At 37.8% G+C, this 19,290-nt stretch carries 14 protein-coding genes and 3 tRNA genes; 10 read left to right on the top strand and 7 right to left on the bottom strand.

Annotated elements, in window-relative coordinates; genetic code table 11:
* The first annotated feature begins 82 nt into the window (after window positions 1-82).
* The 3 genes from EL17_RS15015 to EL17_RS15005 are packed head-to-tail and all read left to right on the top strand — an operon-like array spanning window position 83 to window position 3,023.
* A complete protein-coding gene (locus EL17_RS15015) occupies window positions 83-1,285 on the top strand; it encodes a pyridoxal phosphate-dependent aminotransferase (protein ID WP_035075794.1) in 1,203 nt (400 codons plus the stop codon).
* A 28-nt stretch (window positions 1,286-1,313) separates the two neighbouring features.
* Complete coding sequence (locus EL17_RS15010; protein WP_035075792.1) at window positions 1,314-2,024, top strand: glycosyltransferase family 2 protein; 711 nt, start codon at window positions 1,314-1,316, stop codon at window positions 2,022-2,024.
* A gap of 15 nt (window positions 2,025-2,039) precedes the next feature.
* Window positions 2,040-3,023: a glycosyltransferase family 2 protein gene (locus EL17_RS15005; RefSeq protein WP_035075789.1), complete on the top strand. Its 984-nt coding sequence runs from the start codon at window positions 2,040-2,042 to the stop codon at window positions 3,021-3,023.
* Between the two features lie 8 nt (window positions 3,024-3,031).
* Here EL17_RS15005 and EL17_RS15000 read toward each other — a convergent pair whose 3' ends face one another.
* Window positions 3,032-3,805: a glycosyltransferase family 2 protein gene (locus EL17_RS15000; protein WP_035075786.1), complete on the bottom strand. Its 774-nt coding sequence runs from the start codon at window positions 3,803-3,805 to the stop codon at window positions 3,032-3,034.
* A gap of 1,121 nt (window positions 3,806-4,926) precedes the next feature.
* On the opposite strand from EL17_RS15000, the gene EL17_RS14995 reads away from it, so the two are divergent.
* From EL17_RS14995 to EL17_RS14985, 3 genes are all read left to right on the top strand, one after another.
* Window positions 4,927-5,952 (top strand): DUF4421 domain-containing protein, encoded by a 1,026-nt coding sequence (locus EL17_RS14995; RefSeq protein ID WP_035075783.1) that lies wholly within the window; start codon window positions 4,927-4,929, stop codon window positions 5,950-5,952.
* Between the two features lie 150 nt (window positions 5,953-6,102).
* Window positions 6,103-6,176: transfer RNA gene (locus EL17_RS14990), tRNA-Asn, on the top strand.
* Between the two features lie 518 nt (window positions 6,177-6,694).
* Entirely contained in the window at window positions 6,695-8,158 is a 1,464-nt protein-coding gene (locus EL17_RS14985) for a Gfo/Idh/MocA family protein (protein ID WP_035075779.1), read from the top strand.
* A gap of 52 nt (window positions 8,159-8,210) precedes the next feature.
* Here EL17_RS14985 and EL17_RS14980 read toward each other — a convergent pair whose 3' ends face one another.
* Together EL17_RS14980 and EL17_RS14975 are read right to left on the bottom strand one after the other, a co-directional pair.
* A complete protein-coding gene (locus EL17_RS14980) occupies window positions 8,211-8,879 on the bottom strand; it encodes a metallophosphoesterase family protein (RefSeq protein WP_035075776.1) in 669 nt (222 codons plus the stop codon).
* A complete protein-coding gene (locus EL17_RS14975) occupies window positions 8,872-11,358 on the bottom strand; it encodes a mechanosensitive ion channel family protein (protein ID WP_035075773.1) in 2,487 nt (828 codons plus the stop codon). Before EL17_RS14975 ends, EL17_RS14980 begins: the two co-directional genes overlap by 8 nt.
* Window positions 11,359-11,610: 252 nt before the next feature.
* Here EL17_RS14975 and EL17_RS14970 point away from each other — a divergent pair, with 252 nt between their 5' ends.
* From EL17_RS14970 to EL17_RS14955, 4 genes are all read left to right on the top strand, one after another.
* Window positions 11,611-12,036 carry an Hsp20/alpha crystallin family protein gene (locus EL17_RS14970; protein ID WP_035076489.1) on the top strand — a complete coding sequence of 142 codons (426 nt, stop codon included), beginning with the start codon at window positions 11,611-11,613 and terminating at the stop codon, window positions 12,034-12,036.
* 186 nt (window positions 12,037-12,222) lie between these two features.
* Window positions 12,223-13,716, top strand: coding sequence for a Do family serine endopeptidase (locus tag EL17_RS14965; RefSeq protein ID WP_035076487.1), 1,494 nt, complete (start codon window positions 12,223-12,225; stop codon window positions 13,714-13,716).
* A gap of 198 nt (window positions 13,717-13,914) precedes the next feature.
* The gene (gene amaB, locus EL17_RS14960; protein ID WP_035075770.1) at window positions 13,915-15,459 is read left to right on the top strand and encodes an L-piperidine-6-carboxylate dehydrogenase; all 1,545 of its coding nucleotides are present in this window, start codon (window positions 13,915-13,917) and stop codon (window positions 15,457-15,459) included.
* Between the two features lie 288 nt (window positions 15,460-15,747).
* A complete protein-coding gene (locus EL17_RS14955) occupies window positions 15,748-16,212 on the top strand; it encodes a GNAT family N-acetyltransferase (protein ID WP_035075768.1) in 465 nt (154 codons plus the stop codon).
* A 483-nt stretch (window positions 16,213-16,695) separates the two neighbouring features.
* Here the strand turns inward: EL17_RS14955 and EL17_RS14950 are convergent, their stop codons facing one another.
* From EL17_RS14950 to EL17_RS14935, 4 genes are all read right to left on the bottom strand, one after another.
* The gene (locus tag EL17_RS14950) at window positions 16,696-16,950 is read right to left on the bottom strand and encodes a GIY-YIG nuclease family protein (RefSeq protein ID WP_035076485.1); all 255 of its coding nucleotides are present in this window, start codon (window positions 16,948-16,950) and stop codon (window positions 16,696-16,698) included.
* A gap of 46 nt (window positions 16,951-16,996) precedes the next feature.
* Window positions 16,997-17,071, bottom strand: a tRNA-Val gene (locus EL17_RS14945).
* Window positions 17,072-17,115: 44 nt separating this feature from the next.
* Window positions 17,116-17,190 (bottom strand) — tRNA-Val (locus EL17_RS14940).
* 239 nt (window positions 17,191-17,429) lie between these two features.
* Complete coding sequence (locus EL17_RS14935) at window positions 17,430-19,271, bottom strand: TonB-dependent receptor (RefSeq protein ID WP_084166235.1); 1,842 nt, start codon at window positions 19,269-19,271, stop codon at window positions 17,430-17,432.
* Window positions 19,272-19,290: the final 19 nt, after the last annotated feature.

Genomic DNA, 19,290 nt, shown 5'->3' with positions numbered 1-19,290 from the left:
AAGGAGATATGTATTATCATAAAGGTTTAGATTTCCCAAGCATATTACTTATTTTTGGCAAATTATAAAATTTACCTCACATATGAATTATATATTATCAGACCGCATTAACAACATGGAGGAATCGGCCACCTTAGCTATGGCCAAAACCGCAAGAGAACTTAAATTAAAAGGAATAGATATAATAAGCCTTAGTCTGGGAGAGCCGGATTTTAAGACACCTGTACATATTCAGGAGGCAGCTAAGGCTGCTGTTGATGAAGGAAAATGGTTTGCTTATCCACCTGTGGCAGGATATCAGGATTTACGGGAAGCTATAGCTGCTAAGTTAAGAGATGTAAACCATATCAGTGAAGCCAAAGCAGAGCATATCGTACTCAGTACTGGGGCAAAGCATTCTATTGCAAATATATTTATGTGTCTGCTCAATGAAGGAGATGAGGTAGTCATTTTTAGCCCTTATTGGGTGAGCTATGCTGAGATCATAAAATTGGCAGGGGGGGTGCCCGTACTTATAGAAGGTAATCTGGAAAATAACTTTAAAGCTACCGCTGATCAGTTAAGTGATGCACTTACGGATAAGACCAGAGCTGTTATATATTCCTCACCCTGCAATCCAACTGGTTCGGTATTCAGTAAAGAAGAACTTGAAGCAATTGCAGAAGTTATTAAAAGTAGACAGGATGTGATTGTGATAGCTGATGAGATATATGAACTTATAAATTTCACTGGAGCCCATGCCAGCATCGCTTCATTTGATGGGATGTTTGAAAGGACTATTACTGTAAATGGTTTTTCTAAAGGATATGCCATGACCGGATGGAGAGTAGGGTATATCTGCGCTCCGGTTGAAATAGCCAAGGCATGTGAAAAAATGCAGGGCCAGTTTACATCAGGAGGCAATACCATAGCCCAAAGAGCTGCTCTGGCAGCCATCAGGGGGGACCACGGCCCTTCCACGGTGATGGCAGAGGCCTATCTTCGGAGAAGGGATTTAGTATTGGAACTAATCCAAGATATTCCAGGGCTAGAAACCCATGTGCCTGAAGGTGCTTTTTATTTCTTTCCAAAAGTTACATCATTTTTTGGAAAGACTTCAGGAAAGCATTCTGTAAATAATGCCGATGACTTGTGTTTATATCTATTGGATGAAGCGCATGTATCTTTGGTTACTGGTGCAGCTTTTGGGGCTCCCGACTGTGTAAGGTTGTCCTACGCAGCGTCGGAAGATGAACTTAAAGAGGCCTTAAAGAGGATTAAAGAAGCTTTATCTAAATTAAAATAATTTAAAATAGAATTAAGTACATCCACTTATGGCTGAAATTCTGGTAATCACTCCTGTTAAAGATGCATTGGAATACACACTTCAAACAGCTAAGGCCATTAAGGCTTCGTCTATAGCGCTTGATCACCAGATATTTAATGATTTCAGTTCAGATGATACTACCTATTCATTGGAGGAAAATAAAGGCCGTATCGGATATAACCTCATAAACCTAGAGGATTTAACTGATACGCCTTCCCCTAATTATAAATTGGTGCTTCAACTGGCCCAGAAGCGAGCCTTGGACAAAAAAGTCCCTTTGATAATAGTGGAGTCAGATGTGGAGGTAGGTCCAGATACTTTAGAAAAAATGTACCGCTTTCACAAAGCTCATCCCAAAGCTGGACTTGTAGGGGCCATCACTGTGGACCAGGAAGGAAAAGTGAATTTTCCCTATTTAAAATTCAGTGATGTAAAGGATAAGCAAATATCCACTTCCAGAAGCTTAAGTTTTTGCTGTACGTTATTTTCGGTGGATTTTTTAAAATCATTTGATTTTGTAGACCTCGATGATTCCAAAGACTGGTATGATACCACTATTTCCCAGACAGCTTTAAGGCTAGGTTTTCAGAATTACGTTTTGATGGATGTACCCGTTTTGCATAGACCTCATGGGAGTAGGCCATGGAAAATGCTAAAGTATAGCCAGCCGATTAAATACTATTGGAAGAAGTTTTGGAACAGTAAAGATAAAATCTAACTTTCAGCCATAAGAATGACCGAAAAATCCTTATCTGTTATAATTCCAAATTATAATGGGCGAAAATTGCTTGAAGCATATTTGCCATATACTATGGCGGCTTTGGAGCAGGTAGCAAAGTGGGAATTGATAGTCGTAGATGACGCGTCTACCGATGATTCAATAGCTTTTTTACAACATACTTATCCTCAGGTATTGATAATTAAAAACAAAATCAATAAGGGGTTTTCTTTTACATGTAATGCAGGAATGGCAGAGGCAAGATATAACTATCTTTTTTTTCTAAATTCCGATATAAAACTTACTCCAGAATACTTTTCTAACCAATGGAATGTTTTTGAAGATAAAAATACGTTTGGTGTAATGGGTAAAATCCTGGAGATGGATAGCGGGAATGTTGAAGTCGCTGCAAAATATCCTAAAAAGGTGGGAGATAAATTTAAAATAAGTTCCCAGTTTTATTTTCAAGGAGCCGGGGAATATGCTCCTACAGCCTTTCTTTCCGGAGCGAATGCACTCGTCGATGCGGAAAAAATGAAGTATTTGGGGGGATTTGATGAAATTTATTCTCCTTTCTATTTTGAAGATCTAGACCTCAGCACCAGGGCATGGCGGATGGGATGGAAATGTTATTATGACCATGTCAGCATCTGTTATCATCTGGGGTCTTGTACCATAAAGCAGGAAAATTTAAAAAAAGGTATTAAAGAGATATATTTCCGTAACAGGCTCATTTTTCACGGGGTCCATTTGAGTGAGGATAATTTTCTTTCTTTTAAAAATCAAACTTTATGGCTTGAAGTGATCCCAAAGATGATTTTGGGCAAGTTTTGGATTTATAAAAGCTATAAATCATTTCTACAGTATGATGAAAAAATCCAAAATTCTAGAAGTATTTTGCGCAGGCAGATGAATGATTATAATAGTAAAATTAGTCTATTTGATATTCTAGATGAAATGGATAATATGATGGAAAGGGAAAATGTAATATGGATGTAACCTAATAGTTAAAGTCTGTAGAAAATCCGTAACAGCCTGTTGATCTTTTTGGAGTGAGTTCTGCTGTTTCTTAATGGACCATCTAGGTATTTGAAGAGGAAGTCTTTATGCTTTTTGTTCAGATAAGCAATGGTTTTCCTTTTCCCCTCCCTTTTTACGCTTTTACGCCTTGAAACTGGGCTGGTTCTGTAGAAAAAACCAACAAAAGGAAGCTGAACTACCTTGCCGCCATTTTTGAGCATAGAGATCCAAAATTCCCAGTCCTCATACCCCCATGTCATTTCTTCTGCATAACCACCTATAGCTTCCCAATCAGATTTTCTATACAAAGCACTTACAAATATCATGTTATCTACTGCCAGGTTTTGAAGGGTGAAAGATTTAAGGTTCCATGGACCTATCTTTGTTCCGAATTTTTCTGCTCTGCAATATACAACTTTGACTTCAGGTCGGGATTCCAATACATTTAAGGCAGATGATATATAATTTGGCGCTATAATATCGTCACCATCAAGTGGCAGTATGTACTTTCCTTGGGCCAACTCAATGCCGCGGTTCCGTGCCTTTGATGGCCCTCCGTTTGATTGAGCTATATATTTGATGTGGGGATGGTGCAAGCCTAAGTTTTTAGCTATGGCTTCAGTATGATCCGTAGATCCATCATTTACTAGGATTATTTCCACAGGATAATCAGATGCCATTACAGAATTGACTGTCTCTGTCAATAAATGCCCCTGATTATAGCAGGGGATAACTACGCTGACCAGACTTTTTGCTGACATAAATTTCAAGTTTACGTGAAATTAATAAAATATGTAAAGCAATCACATTTGGCAGTATAAATTAACTTTCCTTCTGTTAAAGTTATTGTAGACGGTTTTTTTTTCTCCATAACAGGTTGTATTTATATAATTATTCTAATAAAAAATTTCTTTTTTATATTGATTGAATTTGGTGAATACACGAAGAATAGAAAATCGGTTTAGCAGGATTAAAAGTATAAATCCGAAAGTCCTTATTTTTTTTATTATAGTTATAAATAATTGAAAATAAGGTGTTTAAATAAGTTTTATGTTTTGATTTTTGCTTGAATAACTAAACAGTGCGGTTGGTTATTTTCTAATGGGTTTAAGAATTTTCGATTAAATTTACTGTCCTATTTTATAAATATTGAATTACCTCAATTATACATTGTAATTATTTTTCTAAAAAACCTAAAAATACCTAGAACTAGGTATTGATTTGTATTTAGAATGTTTCGTACCTTTGAAACGGGTGATTAAGCAATTTTTTATATGATAATTTTTCACAGTTAAAATATATGGGATTATTGTGATAATTATTTTTTCTAATCCCATAAATTGTTTGGTTTATAAGATTAAGATCCGGGCTTTGCCCGGATTTTTTTTGTCAATAGTTCTGCATGTAAGATTTTTTTAAGGCCTTTCCTTTATAGGCAATGCGTTGAAGTTCATGGGGCTTTAGGCTGACAGTAAATAAACGGGATCATTTATTTTTATTTAACATTATTTTTGCCCTATCTAAGTGTTTTGAATTTCAGAAGGTTGGGTTAGTATTTTAGATTATTGGCAAATGATTTTCACCTTTTCAAATGATTTTGTGTGTGGATGCTTTTTTCATCGAAATATGTAAAAAGGATTTTTGGATACTTCTAATTTCATATAATGGTCTGGTTATTGGGGAAGCATCTTTATAATTTATAGCCTGGATATGGGATGGGACATTTTATGATAATTGTTTACTAACTTGTTATAATTCAAATGGTTAGTATATTGTTTTGAATGTGTTTTTTTTAAAATGCTATCTATTATCAGAATATTATTAATAAATTGCTAAAATTTACCTAGACACCGTTGTTCATTTTAATCTATTTCTCGCCTATATGATCAGTAAAAACATTATATGTCTAATTGTTATTTGTATTTTATTCAGCATAGGCCATTCAGGAATAGCGCAGGTAGCTAATGATACTAGGTATTATGAAACGTATCCCGATCATATTATAGGCCGGCTATATCTTTCAAGAAAATATACCGCTGTTAAAATTCGTGACAATGTCGAGAACCAGGATTACCTGTTTTCTCCTAATACCACACTAAACCATGGTGTAGGTGCTACCTATAAATTTGCTACTTTAAACCTTGCTTATGGTTTTGATATCCTAAATCCTGACAGAGGCCAAGGGGAGACCAAATATCTTGATTTACAGGTTCATGCTTATCCAAAGAATTTTATTTTAGATATGTTTGGCCAGTTTTATAGTGGTTACCATCTTTCTCCCCAGGGTTTTGCTGCACCGCCTTCAGAAAATTTCTATGTTAGTCCGGATATGGTCGTTACTAAAATTGGAGCATTTGGCCAATACCTGTTTAATGGAGATAAACTTTCTTTAAGAGCTTCATTTTTGCAGAATGAATGGCAAAAGAGATCCGCGGGATCTTTTTTGGTTGGGTTTGAAATGTACGGTGGCAGGGTGATGTCTGACAGTACGCTATTACCGGTAAATGTGGTGGAGGATCCAGCCAGGAATTTCAGGACCCTGCGTTTTTTTAACTTTGGCCCCAATGCCGGCTATGCCTATACTTTAGTGATAAAAAAGCACTGGTTTGTTACCACTTCTGCTACTATGAACCTTAATTTTGGTTATTCGATGTTAGAAGGACAGTTGGATAGAAATACAGAGTGGGGCATTCGTCCGAACATGTTTTTAAGAGCTTTTGCAGGTTATAACTCGGATAAATGGTCCATCAATGCAAATTATGTATATAATGAAGTCCGGTTTGCCAATAATCAACAGTTTTCTAATTCTATTATGACTGGAAATTATAGATTAAATTTTATTTACAGATTTCAGCCAGGACCACAATCCAAAAGATATTTAAAGGTAATCGATGATATAGCAGATTAATGGTGAAAATTAAGTCCTTGAAATTGAGGTAAAAATCAATTGGGGCTTTAAAAATGCATATTTTTTTAAGCTGGGCGTTTGGAATAAAACAAACAACCTGTTATGTTTGCATCACGATATCGGAAAAGGGATATCAACTTATAAATAAATTCCTCCTTAGCTCAGTTGGTTAGAGCATTTGACTGTTAATCAAAGGGTCCTTGGTTCGAGCCCAAGAGGAGGAGCAGAAGCCTTGCAGAGATGCAGGGCTTTTTTTATGGTATGCTTCTATATGTGGCTATTAACTTGGAATAGAAATTCTGCATTAGGTTAAAAAATTGGGAATAGCTGTATTGGTCAATAATATGGAGCATGACGGTGTTTTCTGTCCCCCTGTTCTCAGAATACCACTTCATCCCCATTGATCTTGCATTCCTGTTTTAACCTTTATCGAATAGGTTTTAGGCTTTATTCCGTAAAATTTTAAACTTTAATAATAAAAAAGATACTCCAATTTTCTTTTTTATTTTGAATACAAACCGTGTTTAAATCAATCTTTTTTTCTTACCGGTTTTTGTTGACATCATATATATTTACCCTGATCATCCTATAAAACCGAATATAATACTTCTCCTTACAATAACCGTATTTTTTTATATAGGTATTCTCGGCTATGATGCTTTTACGTATTGGGTTTTCCAGTTGATTATAATAGAATTTATTTCGTTATTTAAGATTAAATTATAACCAAATATTTATAAATATGAAAAACCCCCCAAAAACCTCTCATAAAAGCAGGAGGGAATTTATAAAAAATATAGCAATGGCATCTACAGTGATGATTGTACCTAGGCATGTACTTGGCGGGGTCGGTTTTATTGCCCCTAGTGACCAGCTCAATTTAGCAGCTATCGGTTCCGGGGGAAAAGGGGCCAGTGATATAGCCAATGCTTCAGTAAATGGCCGTGAGCGGGTGGTAGCCTTATGTGATGTGGATTTTTCTGGCTCCGCTTCAAAAACTGTAGAAAAATTTCCAAAAGCTAAGCTGTATGCGGATTACAGAGAAATGCTGGACAAGGAAAAAGATATAGATGCTGTTACCATCTCTACTCCTGATCATGTACATGGGCATGCAGCTGCTTATGCTATGAAACGTGGAGTACATGTATATGTCCAAAAACCCATGACTCATAATATAAGGGAAGCCAGACTTCTTACCCAAATGGCAAGAGAAAATAAAATCGTAAGCCAGATGGGGAATCAGGGAGCGTCCAATCCTCTTTTAAATACCGTACAGGGATGGGTCGATGCTGGTAAGATAGGTAAAATTTCCCAAGTTCAGGTGTGGACCAACCGACCGGTATGGCCTCAGGGATTTGCCATGCCTCAAGCTGACAAAAGCCAAAAACCTAAAGATTTAAACTGGGACCTTTGGTTAGGGCCGGCCAGCTACAGAGAATATACGCCAGATCTACATCCATTTAATTGGAGAGGATGGTGGGATTATGGTACCGGAGCTTTGGGAGATGTGGGATGTCATTTGATAGACATACCTTTTCGAACCTTAGGTTTGATGTATCCCTTAGATGCGGAATCTAGTGTAGGTTCGGTTTATACCAAAATGTGGACTCCCGACTACCATCCTGAAGGCTGCCCTGCATCTTCATTTACCACACTGAGCTTTGCTGAAACGGCAAAAAGTGGATCCCCTATAAAAATGACCTGGAGTGATGGGGGGATCCGTCCTTCTCATCCTGACATTATCCCTGCTGATCAGGATATTGGAGGTCAAAATAGTAATAACGGGGTAATCATGATAGGGGAAAAAGGAATTATTACTACTAATATCAATGACAGTTCCCCATTAATGCCTAAGCTATTTTTAAATGACGGTACCACCGAGTTTGGTCCTGAAATAGAAAAAAGTGATGAGCCTGAATATGGGCACCAAAGATTATGGGTAGATGCCATTAAAGCAGGATATAACAGTCCAGAACATAAAGGTTTGACATCATCATTTGATTATGCGGGACCTATGACTGAAACCGTCTTAATGGGTAATTTAGCGATTCGTAGCTATATGCTGAGGAGGGAAAATAGTAAAGGTCAAATGGAATTTTACGGTAGAAAAAAATTACTGTGGGATGGTGAAAACATGAGAATAACGAACTTAGAGGAAGCCAACCAGTTCGTAGGTAGAACCTATAGAGAGGGGTGGGAGGTATAATTATTAATGAAAATAATGCATTCGTATATGACATGTACGAATGCATTATTTTTTAATTTGATTCTATAAGATCTTCTATCATTGAGGGGACAGAACAGTGTTGTAAAATTTTTCCATTTACATCGATTTTTATGCCTGAAAGACAGATGCCTTTATAAGCCCCCGTATCAATGTTCAAAGAATTAGATTCTGGATTATAAGAAGGTATTCCACTGGTAAGAGGCGTATGGCCTATCACTTGTAATTTGCCTAAGTTTTTAAGCTTGCTCCTGTTCCATAGTAGGCCGTTCGGATGTCGATCATCGGGTATTCCCTTGGCATTATGCGACCAGCCAGCATGAGACACAAAAATATTTCTGTTTTCATATAATAGACGGTTTTTTCTTATCCATGGCAAATAATCTTTTATATCCAAATTGGCTGATTCAAATTGGATTATTGTTTCCCTTCCTCCGTTGTTCCACCAGGAGCTGGCTATGTTATCATAATAATCCAATAGCATTTGTTCATGGTTTCCTTTTAAAAATAGGGTCAGACCTGGATAAGTTACCTCCAAATCCATACAATATTGGATGGTTTGGGGGGAATAAGCTCCTCTGTCTATCAGATCACCCAGTTGGATAAGTATCTCTTTGTCTTTATTCCAGTACCTGTGTACTAGTTCCTGAAAAGTTTTTAGACATCCATGGACATCCCCGATGATAAAATAATGCTTATTCATCTGAATCTTCTTTTGGGGATAAATCTCTTTTATACTTCGTTTCAGTAAACGTAATACCATTATTTTGGGGCATGCTTTTTACATGTAGATCTCTTTGAGGAAATGGTATCTCTATGTCATTTTTAGCGAATTCCTTGTAAATGGATGTCATGATTTCACTTCTAACCACTATCCAGGTATTAATATCAGAAACCCAGAAAAGCAAGCGGAACTCCACTGCACTATCAGCGAAATCTTGCAGATAGACAGCTGGGGCAGGTGCTTTAAGTATGGTTTCTCTGTCCATAACCTTTAGCAAAATATCCTTTACCTTGTCAGCATCTGATCCATAAGCTACTCCTATAAACAGTTCTACCCTTCTGTTTTTATCCGTCAGTGTCCAGTTTATCAGGTGCTGGGAAAGTAGGTCACCATTTGGTATGATCACTTCAGACCCGTCATACCCTTTTAGTTTGCTGGATCGTATGCCTACTTCTTTTACTGTTCCTATCCTAGTGCCTACCTCTATAGTATCCCCTATCTGTATTGGACGTTCGAAGGCGAGTATTACACCGCTTACCAGGTTGTTTACTATCGTCTGCAAACCAAAACCTATACCCACACTGAGCGCTCCCAATACAATGGCTATTCTGTCCATAGGTATACCGGAAGCTGTTATGGCCAACATAAAGCCTATGATCAATATGCCCAATCTGATCAGCAGAATGGATGATCCCAGTCTTTTGTTCCTGGAATCTGCCTGAGCCTGATCTTTCATTTCGGCAAAATAGGCAATGTTTCTAGCTAAAATGGTGGCTACCCAGATAAGCAATACGAAAATCAAAATGCTGCCAAAGGTATAGTTGAAACTGCCCAGATGTCTTTCGGTATTAAGCAGATTGCTCACATTGTCATAGAGAAAGTCCCATAGATTAAGATTCTGTGTGAAATAATATCCCCAGATAATTAATGCAAGTCCTACCAATAGATTTTTTAATCTTTTCTGTAAACTTCTAAAATCAAAATAGGAAGCAAATTCTTTTTGATTTGATTTTCCTACCTCAATCTGAAGATAGATGGCTTCTAATATAATAGTAACAAAAGCATAAAGAGTAATGGCTTGAACTAAACTGGTGGTAGAGGCTACCCCAAGCATTTTTGAAAGTCCATACCTGCCGAATACATTACTGATTAAAGAAAAGAATTGAAGCCCTATATATAAGTATAAAAAGTAACTTATATATTTTGGAAACTCTTTGGGATTATAGTCCAAAAGCTTAATGGTTTTATATGCTAATAGCATCCCCCCCATACTGAGGAATAGTAATACCCACCTTTCTCTAAATGCAGGTTCTACCAGCAGGTTGCTCAATGAATAGATTAGAAATACACTAAATATCCCTATCCAGAAATAAAAAGCTTTATGATTGACCGAATTGTAAATTAGAAAAGTAGCAGAAATAGCTGTAAACACTAAAATAATGAGTAAGAAGATAGGGGGAGGATTAAGATAGAAAAACGGAGCCAGTGGCAATATGGCCATCAATGCACTTAAGGCGGGATTTTTAGGTATATATATAGCCCTTTCCAATATGATGGCTGCAAACTCCTTTTCCTTCTTGATTCTTCTTATAACGGTGACAAACCATATAAAAAAACCTGCGCCTGCCAGTGAAATGAACAGGTGGCGTAACCAATTAGAAGAAAAATATTGTCCTAAGATGATTTCATTTAAGGTAAAACTTTCGCGATAGAGTGCTCTAATACTTTTATCTGATTCAAGTAAAGGCTTTTCCCAGATAAATGACGTTTCTTTACTGAATAGCCTTCTTTCTAACAGCGTTTGTCTTTCATCAATTTCCTCATTAAAATCATTTAAGGTAATCATGGTGGAGGATATCCGGCTTTGTACTCTGGCCATTTTTAATCTTTGTGCATTGTATAGGCTGTCAGTTCTGGCCAGTCGTGATTGAAGCATCTCAGTCTGTAACTGATATTCCGGTAAAATGGTAGTATCTGTAAGGGCCAGCTGTAGGTCTTGGTCATTTTTAATGTTTGAAATTTCCTCTCCCAGTAACTGTAAGTCTTGATTTCGGATGTCGATACTGCTTTGCCAATCATTTACCTGGGCTCTAAAATTGACCACCAAATTTTCTAAGGCACTTAAATATCTTAAATTAAGAGCGGATTCTTGGCTTTCCAGCCTTTGTCCGACTGTCTCAAGCGTTCTTTCCAGTTCGGGCAGCTCTCTGTTGATGGTGACAGTATCAAAACTTCTTCTTAAGCCTGCATGAATATGATTTAAAGCTATGGTATACGCTTCGTTTTTTCGGATCAAATCATCTAAGCTTACCTGAGGTCTGGCAGTAGGAGCTTCAGAGGTGTCTACCCTTGTGAGAAGATTGTCTGTAGGTGTCTGGTCTGTTTGGGCATAGGTATAACTTGTTATACATAAATAGATTAAAAGATAATACAGTAAAGTTGAAGAATATTTATACATACGTGTTTTTGTAATCTAAATAATGATAGACAAGTGCTGCTCCCAAATTATTTATATGCAAAGAATATACCGATGATACTGCTATGTGGTTTTTTCATTTATGTATTAAGAAAGTCAATATGGCGTAGATTAAATGTCTTTACAATAATTTATAAAAGAATAAATGCCATAATGTCATTGTAATATGCATATATATGATGTGGAATGGATTTATATGGGTATTATATAAAAATAACCATAAACTTCAATATCATGAAACTTGTAAATTTTAATGTTCTAAATCCTAATCAATCGGGTTTCACAGGTTTATTAGAAGATATTCGCCCAAATCATGGTGGTAAATCTGTAAAACGTTTTTCTCCAGCTGTAGATATATACGAAGATGATCTGTATTATGGGGTCATAGTAGCTTTGCCTGGTATGGAGAAAAAAGATATTAAGATCAATATAATTGATGATAAATTAGGTGTAACAGGTGAGCGTAAAGAGAATGAAAATGCGCAAGGGAAAATATACCACCTTCAAGAAATAGTCAAAGGTACATTTTCGAAAACATTCCATATACCCAAGGACGTGGTTCAGGAGAAAATAGAAGCTCAATATGAAGAGGGTCTCTTAAAGCTATTATTGCCGAAAAACCAGAAGCTTAACCATAAATATCAGATAGAAGTAAAATAAATGCATAGTACAGAAACCTGTTACTATTATTTTGGTTTATATAATATCCTTTAGGGGATTTTTTGAAGTATGGCTTAAAGTACAAAGTTAAAGGGTGTTAAATAAAGGTTTTGTTCTTGATAAGTAGGAACTACCATGCCTATATTTCGTGTATGTAGTATAAATAAAATAATAAAAGAAAAGCATATGAACAGAAGCCAGTTTTTTCTAGGGATCATCTTAGCGTCACTTATAGGTGGTATGGTAGCCTTGGCGGGAGCCAGCTATCTGATAAGGCAAGAGCCCACTTCAAATTTCAGTGAAAACCAGAATGCCAGTTTGGTGAATTGGCTCAATGATGAAAAATTTAATGTTCCGGATGGGATAAATTTTGTAGCCTCGGCTCAGATGGTTACGCCTGCGGTTGTTCATGTGAACAGTAGGGTATCGGTAGGTGAAGGTCAGCAAAGACAGAGGGGGTTTGATCCATTCGAAGAGTTCTTTGGCTTTAAATCTCCCGAAAGACCGGAAGGTCAGCGAAGAGAGGCTAGAAGTTCTGGTTCGGGTGCTATTATATCTCAGGATGGATATATAGTTACCAATAATCACGTAGTGGAAAATGCCAGCAGAATAGACATAACCTTAGAGGATAATAGAAGATATACCGCAAGGGTTATCGGTACTGATCCAACAACTGACTTGGCGCTTTTGAAGATTGATGAAACTGGTCTCCCCTTTGTAAGATTTGGTGATTCGGATAAAGCTCAAATTGGAGAATGGGTATTGGCAGTAGGCAATCCGATGGAACTGAGCTCTACTGTAACTGCAGGTATTATAAGTGCCAAGGCAAGAAATATCAGGATTTTAAGAGATGAGAGCAACTTACAGGTAGAAGCATTTATACAAACCGATGCCGCTGTAAATCCAGGGAATTCAGGAGGACCTCTGGTTAACCTGGCAGGAGAAATTATAGGTATAAATACAGCTATAGCTTCTAGATCTGGAGGGTTTATAGGGTATTCTTTTGCCGTGCCTAGTTCTATAGCAAAAAAGGTGATGGATGATTTACTTGAATTCGGAACTGTACAAAGAGGACTATTAGGTGTACAGATCAATGATGTAAGCCCGGAACTTGAAGAACATCTTGGAAAAGAAATACAGGCGAATCGGGGTGTATACGTAATGGAAGTAAATGAAGGAAGTGCTGGGGAAGCAGCTGGACTTAAGTCTGGAGATGTTATCATAGGAGTAGACGGTATGAATACATATACCACCTCTAAACTGCAGGAAATGGTAGCTAGAAAGCGGCCGGGAGATAATGTTTCATTGAAATATTTGAGAAATGGTAAAGAATTGAACACCACAGCTACCCTTAAGAATATCTCCGGAGATACAAAAGTGGTAAAAAAAGAAGTCCCTAAAGTTAATTCTTTCCAAGATGTAAGCTTTGGTGACGTTACATCTACTGTGAAGCAAAGACTAAAACTTTCAGGAGGTGCGGTGATCAATGGTATAGATAACGAAAAATGGCAGAAAGCTGGAGTCAGAGAAGGATTTATTGTCACGCAGGTAGGAAGAACTAAGATCAAGGATGCCGATCACTTGGTAGAGGTGTTAAAGAAAAGTAGGGGTGAAGAAGTAGTGGTGTTAGGTATGTATTCGAGTGGCCAACAAGCTTATTTCGAAGTAACCTTGGATTGATATTGATGATAGTGTTTAGTTGGTTTATGTTAGATAAAAGGGCTACCCATTTTGGGTGGCCTTTTTTTTGACTATTAATGGATGATGGATCCTATATGCTGAGAGGAATAATTCTAAAATTTGAGGCTTCGGTTGTGGTTGGTAAATGAATATAGTAGATTTGGATCAGTACTATTTTAGACTAAAACATTTTTATTTATGACTGATAATTTTGGTATTCAAGAAGCGCTACAGAGGCTACATGTAAATAAAGAAAATTTAGGGACTTCTACCGGTGTAGAATGGATGGAGACAAATGAGGAGTACCAAACATCTTATTCTCCTGTAAATGGGCTAGCTATTGCTAAAGTACAGAGCACAAGTGAGGAAGCCTATGAGGCAGTTGTCGAAAAGGCACAGGAAGCCTTTAAGTTTTGGAGAAAGAAGCCCGCTCCTTTTCGGGGGGAGATAGTAAGGCAGATAGGGAATGCACTTAGAGAAAGAAAAGAGGATCTAGGTAAATTGGTTTCTTATGAAATGGGCAAATCCTATCAGGAAGGATTGGGGGAAGTCCAGGAGATGATAGATATATGTGATTTTGCGATAGGTCTTTCGCGCCAGCTGTATGGTCTCACCATGCATTCAGAACGTCCTGGGCATAGGATGTATGAGCAATGGCATGCATTGGGTATAGTGGGGGTGATCTCGGCTTTTAACTTCCCCGTAGCGGTCTGGTCCTGGAATACCATGTTGGCATGGGTGTGTGGGGATGTTTGTATCTGGAAACCTTCTGAAAAAGCGGCCCTTTCTGCATTGGCATGTCAGCATATAGCTGCCAAGGTTTTTAAGGATAATGGGCTTCCTGAAGGGATTTCATCTTTAGTCATAGGGAATTACAAAGTAGGAGAATACCTTTCCCATGATAAAAGAATACCTCTGGTATCAGCTACAGGCTCTACGCGCATGGGTAAGTTGGTGGGAGAAGCAGTCGGTTCTAGGCTAGGCAGATCTTTGCTGGAACTCGGAGGCAATAATGCCATCATCATCACCCCCAATGCCGATCTGGATATAGCTATAAGAGGAGCATTATTCGGTGCGGTGGGTACTGCTGGACAAAGATGTACCTCCACCAGACGGCTGATTGTTCATGATACTGTTTATGAGGAGGTAAAATCCCGACTTGCATCAGCTTATAAAAACCTGACTATAGGAAATCCGCTGGATGAAAATTTTCATGTAGGACCTTTAATCGATAAGGATGCAGTGAATAGCTACCTAGCAGCGATAGATAAAGTAAAAGCAGAAGGAGGTAAAGAAGTAGTAGCAGGAGGCCTCATGGAAGGTGAGGGTTATGAATCCGGTTGCTACGTGAAGCCATGTATCTTCGAAGCAGAAAACCATTTCCAGATAGTGCAGCATGAAACTTTTGCTCCCATATTATACCTGATGAAATATTCGGATCTGGACGAAGCTATAGATATGCACAACGGCGTGCCACAGGGGCTGTCTTCCGCCATTATGACTACCAATATGAGGGAAGCAGAACTGTTCCTCTCAGTAGCCGGATCAGACTGCGGCATAGCCAATGTAAATATAGGTACATCAGGGGCAGAGATAGGTGGAGCATTTGGTGGTGAAAAGGAAACAGGTGGAGGCCGTGAGTCCGGTTCAGATGCATGGAAAGCCTACATGAGACGACAGACCAATACTATCAATTATACCACTGAACTTCCATTGGCACAAGGGATCAAATTCCACATTTAAATATAAGGGTCAGGTAACAATACCTGTAAGATATATAGTAAGTGAGTTTTTCTTATCCATTATTAATATTGTCATTTAATCTTATGGCCTCGGAAATCACACCGGGGCTTTTTTTATCAGTTTTAGAGTAATGCCCTGTTTAGGAAACCTTAGTATTTATTATTGAAGCGCAGAGAATGAAAAATTTAAAAAAGACATGATTTTTTTCTTAATCTCATATCAGGTTTTTTTAAAAAGAATTAAAAATCTTAAATTTCATAGAAAAAATCAGTTTGATATAATCGTTTTATGAACCAAATTTCTATAGTACCCTATACTCCGGAGCTAAAGATCCATTTCGGACGCATTAATAAAGAATGGGTAACTAAATATTTTACCATCGAACCATTTGATATGGCGCAGTTGGATGAGCCGGACCGACATATTATTGATAATGGAGGGGTTATTCTTTTTGCTAAAGATGGAGAGGAAGTAATAGGAACTATTGGTTTAATTAGGGCTGATGATGAATATAGTTTTGAGCTCATCAAAATGGGAGTAGTTCCAGAAGCGCAGGGAAAAGGAGTGGCCCAGCTTCTGATCATGGGCATAGTAGAAGAAGCCAGAAAAAAAGGTGCTGATAAGATCATTTTGTATAGCAGCAGTAAGCTGATACCTGCATTATCCCTCTATAAAAAAATGGGATTTAAAGAAGCTGTTAAAGAATGCGGCAAATATGCTAGGTGTGATGTAAAGATGGAATTGGAATTGTGAATATTATCTTTTATCCTACTTTTCCTTTATTGTCCCAGTGGCTTTTGATAATTTTTCCAGATTTTATCTTTGACTATCTTACGTACATAGTGCTCCCCTTTTATATCCCCATTATCTTTCCGATGGCCTATAAATAAGGTAATTGCTTCGCCTAAGTCATTGGCGATTAAGGTGAGATCATTTCCCTTAAAATTATCATCAATTCGCGATTTTGGTAGATATAATTTTCCAATTTTTCTCCTAAAGGCATATTTATAATTTATTATTTTTAAATTTTATAAAATGATGAAGGTATAAATTTATAACTATAGGTAGTTATAAATAGTTGAATCATGGAATGTAAAGTAGAGCTACGATAAAAAAAATTGGCTTAATTCTAAAAAGCCTCTTGATAGACTTTAAAGGTGGAGTTGAGGCCCGAAAGCTTTCGGGGGTACCCCGACCCTCCCGCTCAAAAGAGCGGGATGCTCTGAAGCAACTGAGCTATCTGGTTCTATCAATAAGTTCTTGTATCCTTCTTTTACTTTTCCATCCTTTAATTTGTACTTCTCTTCTATACGCTTGGGATTTATCGAAAAACTCTTCAGTGTATACCACTTTCCAGTCTTTTGCTTTAGATGTAAAACCGGAATGTGATGTAAGATGCTTCCTTAGCCTTTCATCAATTGGTTCTGAGGTATGTCCAATGTAATATTTATCAAGCATTATAGAATGCAAAATGTAGAGTAGAGCAGCCATCAGAAAAAGGTCATAAACAAAAAAAGCCTCACATGAGGCTTGAATGTGGGAGTTGAGGGATTCGAACCCCCGACCCTCTGCTTGTAAGGCAGATGCTCTGAACCAACTGAGCTAAACTCCCGGAAAATTATTAGAAAATACCTTCACCTTTTTTGAATTCAAGTGTGGGAGTTGAGGGATTCGAACCCCCGACCCTCTGCTTGTAAGGCAGATGCTCTGAACCAACTGAGCTAAACTCCCAATGAAATTAACATCCCTTTTGATGTCTAATTGGATTGCAAAGGTAGTTTTAATTTCATTAGGTGCAAATTTTTGAATTAAAAAATTCTATACTTCTTCTGTATATCATTGATTATGAAGTTTAAAAAATATTAAAATAGCATTAGCTGATTAAAATTTATATATGTTAGGTGTACATCCTCGCATAGAAGGTTGTACACCTCTATATTAACTAATAAGTAATCAATTATAACTTATATCTATTCCAGGTTTATACTGATCCCTGCCCGGAACCACCTGCCTGGCATCTGGACAAAACCTGCCTCTATATATTCTGCATTCGTGATATTGGAGGCTTCTGCAAAGAATCCCAAAGTTTTTAACCTATTATAATCTATCCTTGCATCTAGAAGAAAATATGGTTCCAATGCCATTCTTTCCAGATACCTGGCTTTAACCGTCAGCTCAGATCTTTGTACAATTTCTGTTTGGATACCGCCTATTAATTGGTGGCGAAGTGAATTAAGCGAGTATCTTGACTCGACACCCTCTGCCTGTATCAATGCTGCATCGATGTAATTATATGAAAAGGAAACTTCTGTAAGTCTTAAATGTCTGGAGCCTGCATTCATAGCGTAGATAAATCCGGTTTCCAGACCATGAAAAGTGACCTGGCTGATGTTCCGGGGTTGCCATTGATTTGGGTTTGGTATAGCCTCACTTGGGGAACGGGTCCAGTCGATCAGATTTTGGGTATATCTATAAAAGTAATTTGTTTCAAATCTGAATCGCTCTTTGTGAAACCGGTATCCTATCTCAAAATTTTGAGCCTGCTCTGGCTCTAAATTGGGATTACTGAGATTACTGGGGTCTTCGTAGTATAATTCGGTGAAAGATGGTATTCTGTAGCTTACCCCATAGTTAGTATATAGCCTGGAATGATTACTTAATTGATAACCGAGTTCTGCTCCGGGAAAAGGTTTCCATCCATATTCATCATAGTAGTTAGCATAAATCCCAGCTCTAAAGTCGAAGCCATCCCCGAAGGCTATACGGTGCTCGGCAAATAGCCCTAGAAACGCTCTTTGGCGAAGGCCTATGTTATTACTGTCGATCTCTTCCCGTCTGCCTTCAATGCCAAAACCTGTCATGCCCGCAATACTTGTATAGCTTCCGTTTAATTCCAGCGCAAATACGTCAGAGATATGATTGTTGGTAGAAAACTGAGGCTCATTCCTTCGTAACCGAAATTCATCTACGTTTCTTCTCCAATAGGCTCTGGTCTGAAGATATATATCATTTTTAGCATAGGTGTGGCTGAGGGCCGATAAGTAAGTCTGTACACTTTCCCATTGATCTGGAAACGCATTGGTGTAAAAACCATTTGCACCAAATGATCTATCACTCATTGCTGCCATAATTTTTATTTCATTATCTTCGTTTAGGGCAAATCCTCCTTCATAAAAAAGATTACTCACCTTAAAATCTGAATTGTACCAATGCCCATCCGAGGCATCATGGCTGGCAGAAATTGTTTGTCTAAATGTTCCTATAGGAAGAGATGTAACCAGACTAGCGCCCCGCATTCCGAAATCTCCACCATACCCTTGAAAATTTAAACTTTTTGTGTCTGCTAATGTAGTCACTACATTTATTGCCCCAGCATAGGCATTCTGTCCATAAATTCTTGATGCAGGACCCTTTAAGACTTCTACACGCTGTATAGCCTGGAGCGGTATGGGGATATTCATCATATGGTGCCCTGTTTGGGGATCAGTCAGCTTTATGCCGTTAATGAGCATTAGCGTTTGTTCAAAATTACCACCTCTGATTCCTATGTTGGCTTGTACTCCACTGACACCCCGCTGCCTTACATCTACTCCTGGCGTAAATGACAGGATTTCTTGGAGGCTTCTGGCGGGTGTGGTTTCTATTTCTTTTCTGCCGATTATGCCGATGTTTCTGGAAGTTTTGTTGAAGGGTATCTGTAACCTGTTTTCATTGATGATAATTTCTGAGAGCTCTACTGCAGAGGAGTCGCTTTGAGCATATAGGGAGTAATAGGATACCATCCATCCTATTATAAGTAATATTTTTTTCATAGGGATTCATAAATTGGAG

It is taken from the genome of Anditalea andensis (assembly GCF_000714815.1).
In the GTDB taxonomy this organism is placed as follows: Bacteria; Bacteroidota; Bacteroidia; order Cytophagales; family Cyclobacteriaceae; genus Anditalea; species Anditalea andensis.
Note: the sequence above shows the minus strand (reverse complement) of the source record. Positions and strands in the feature narration are given on the sequence as shown.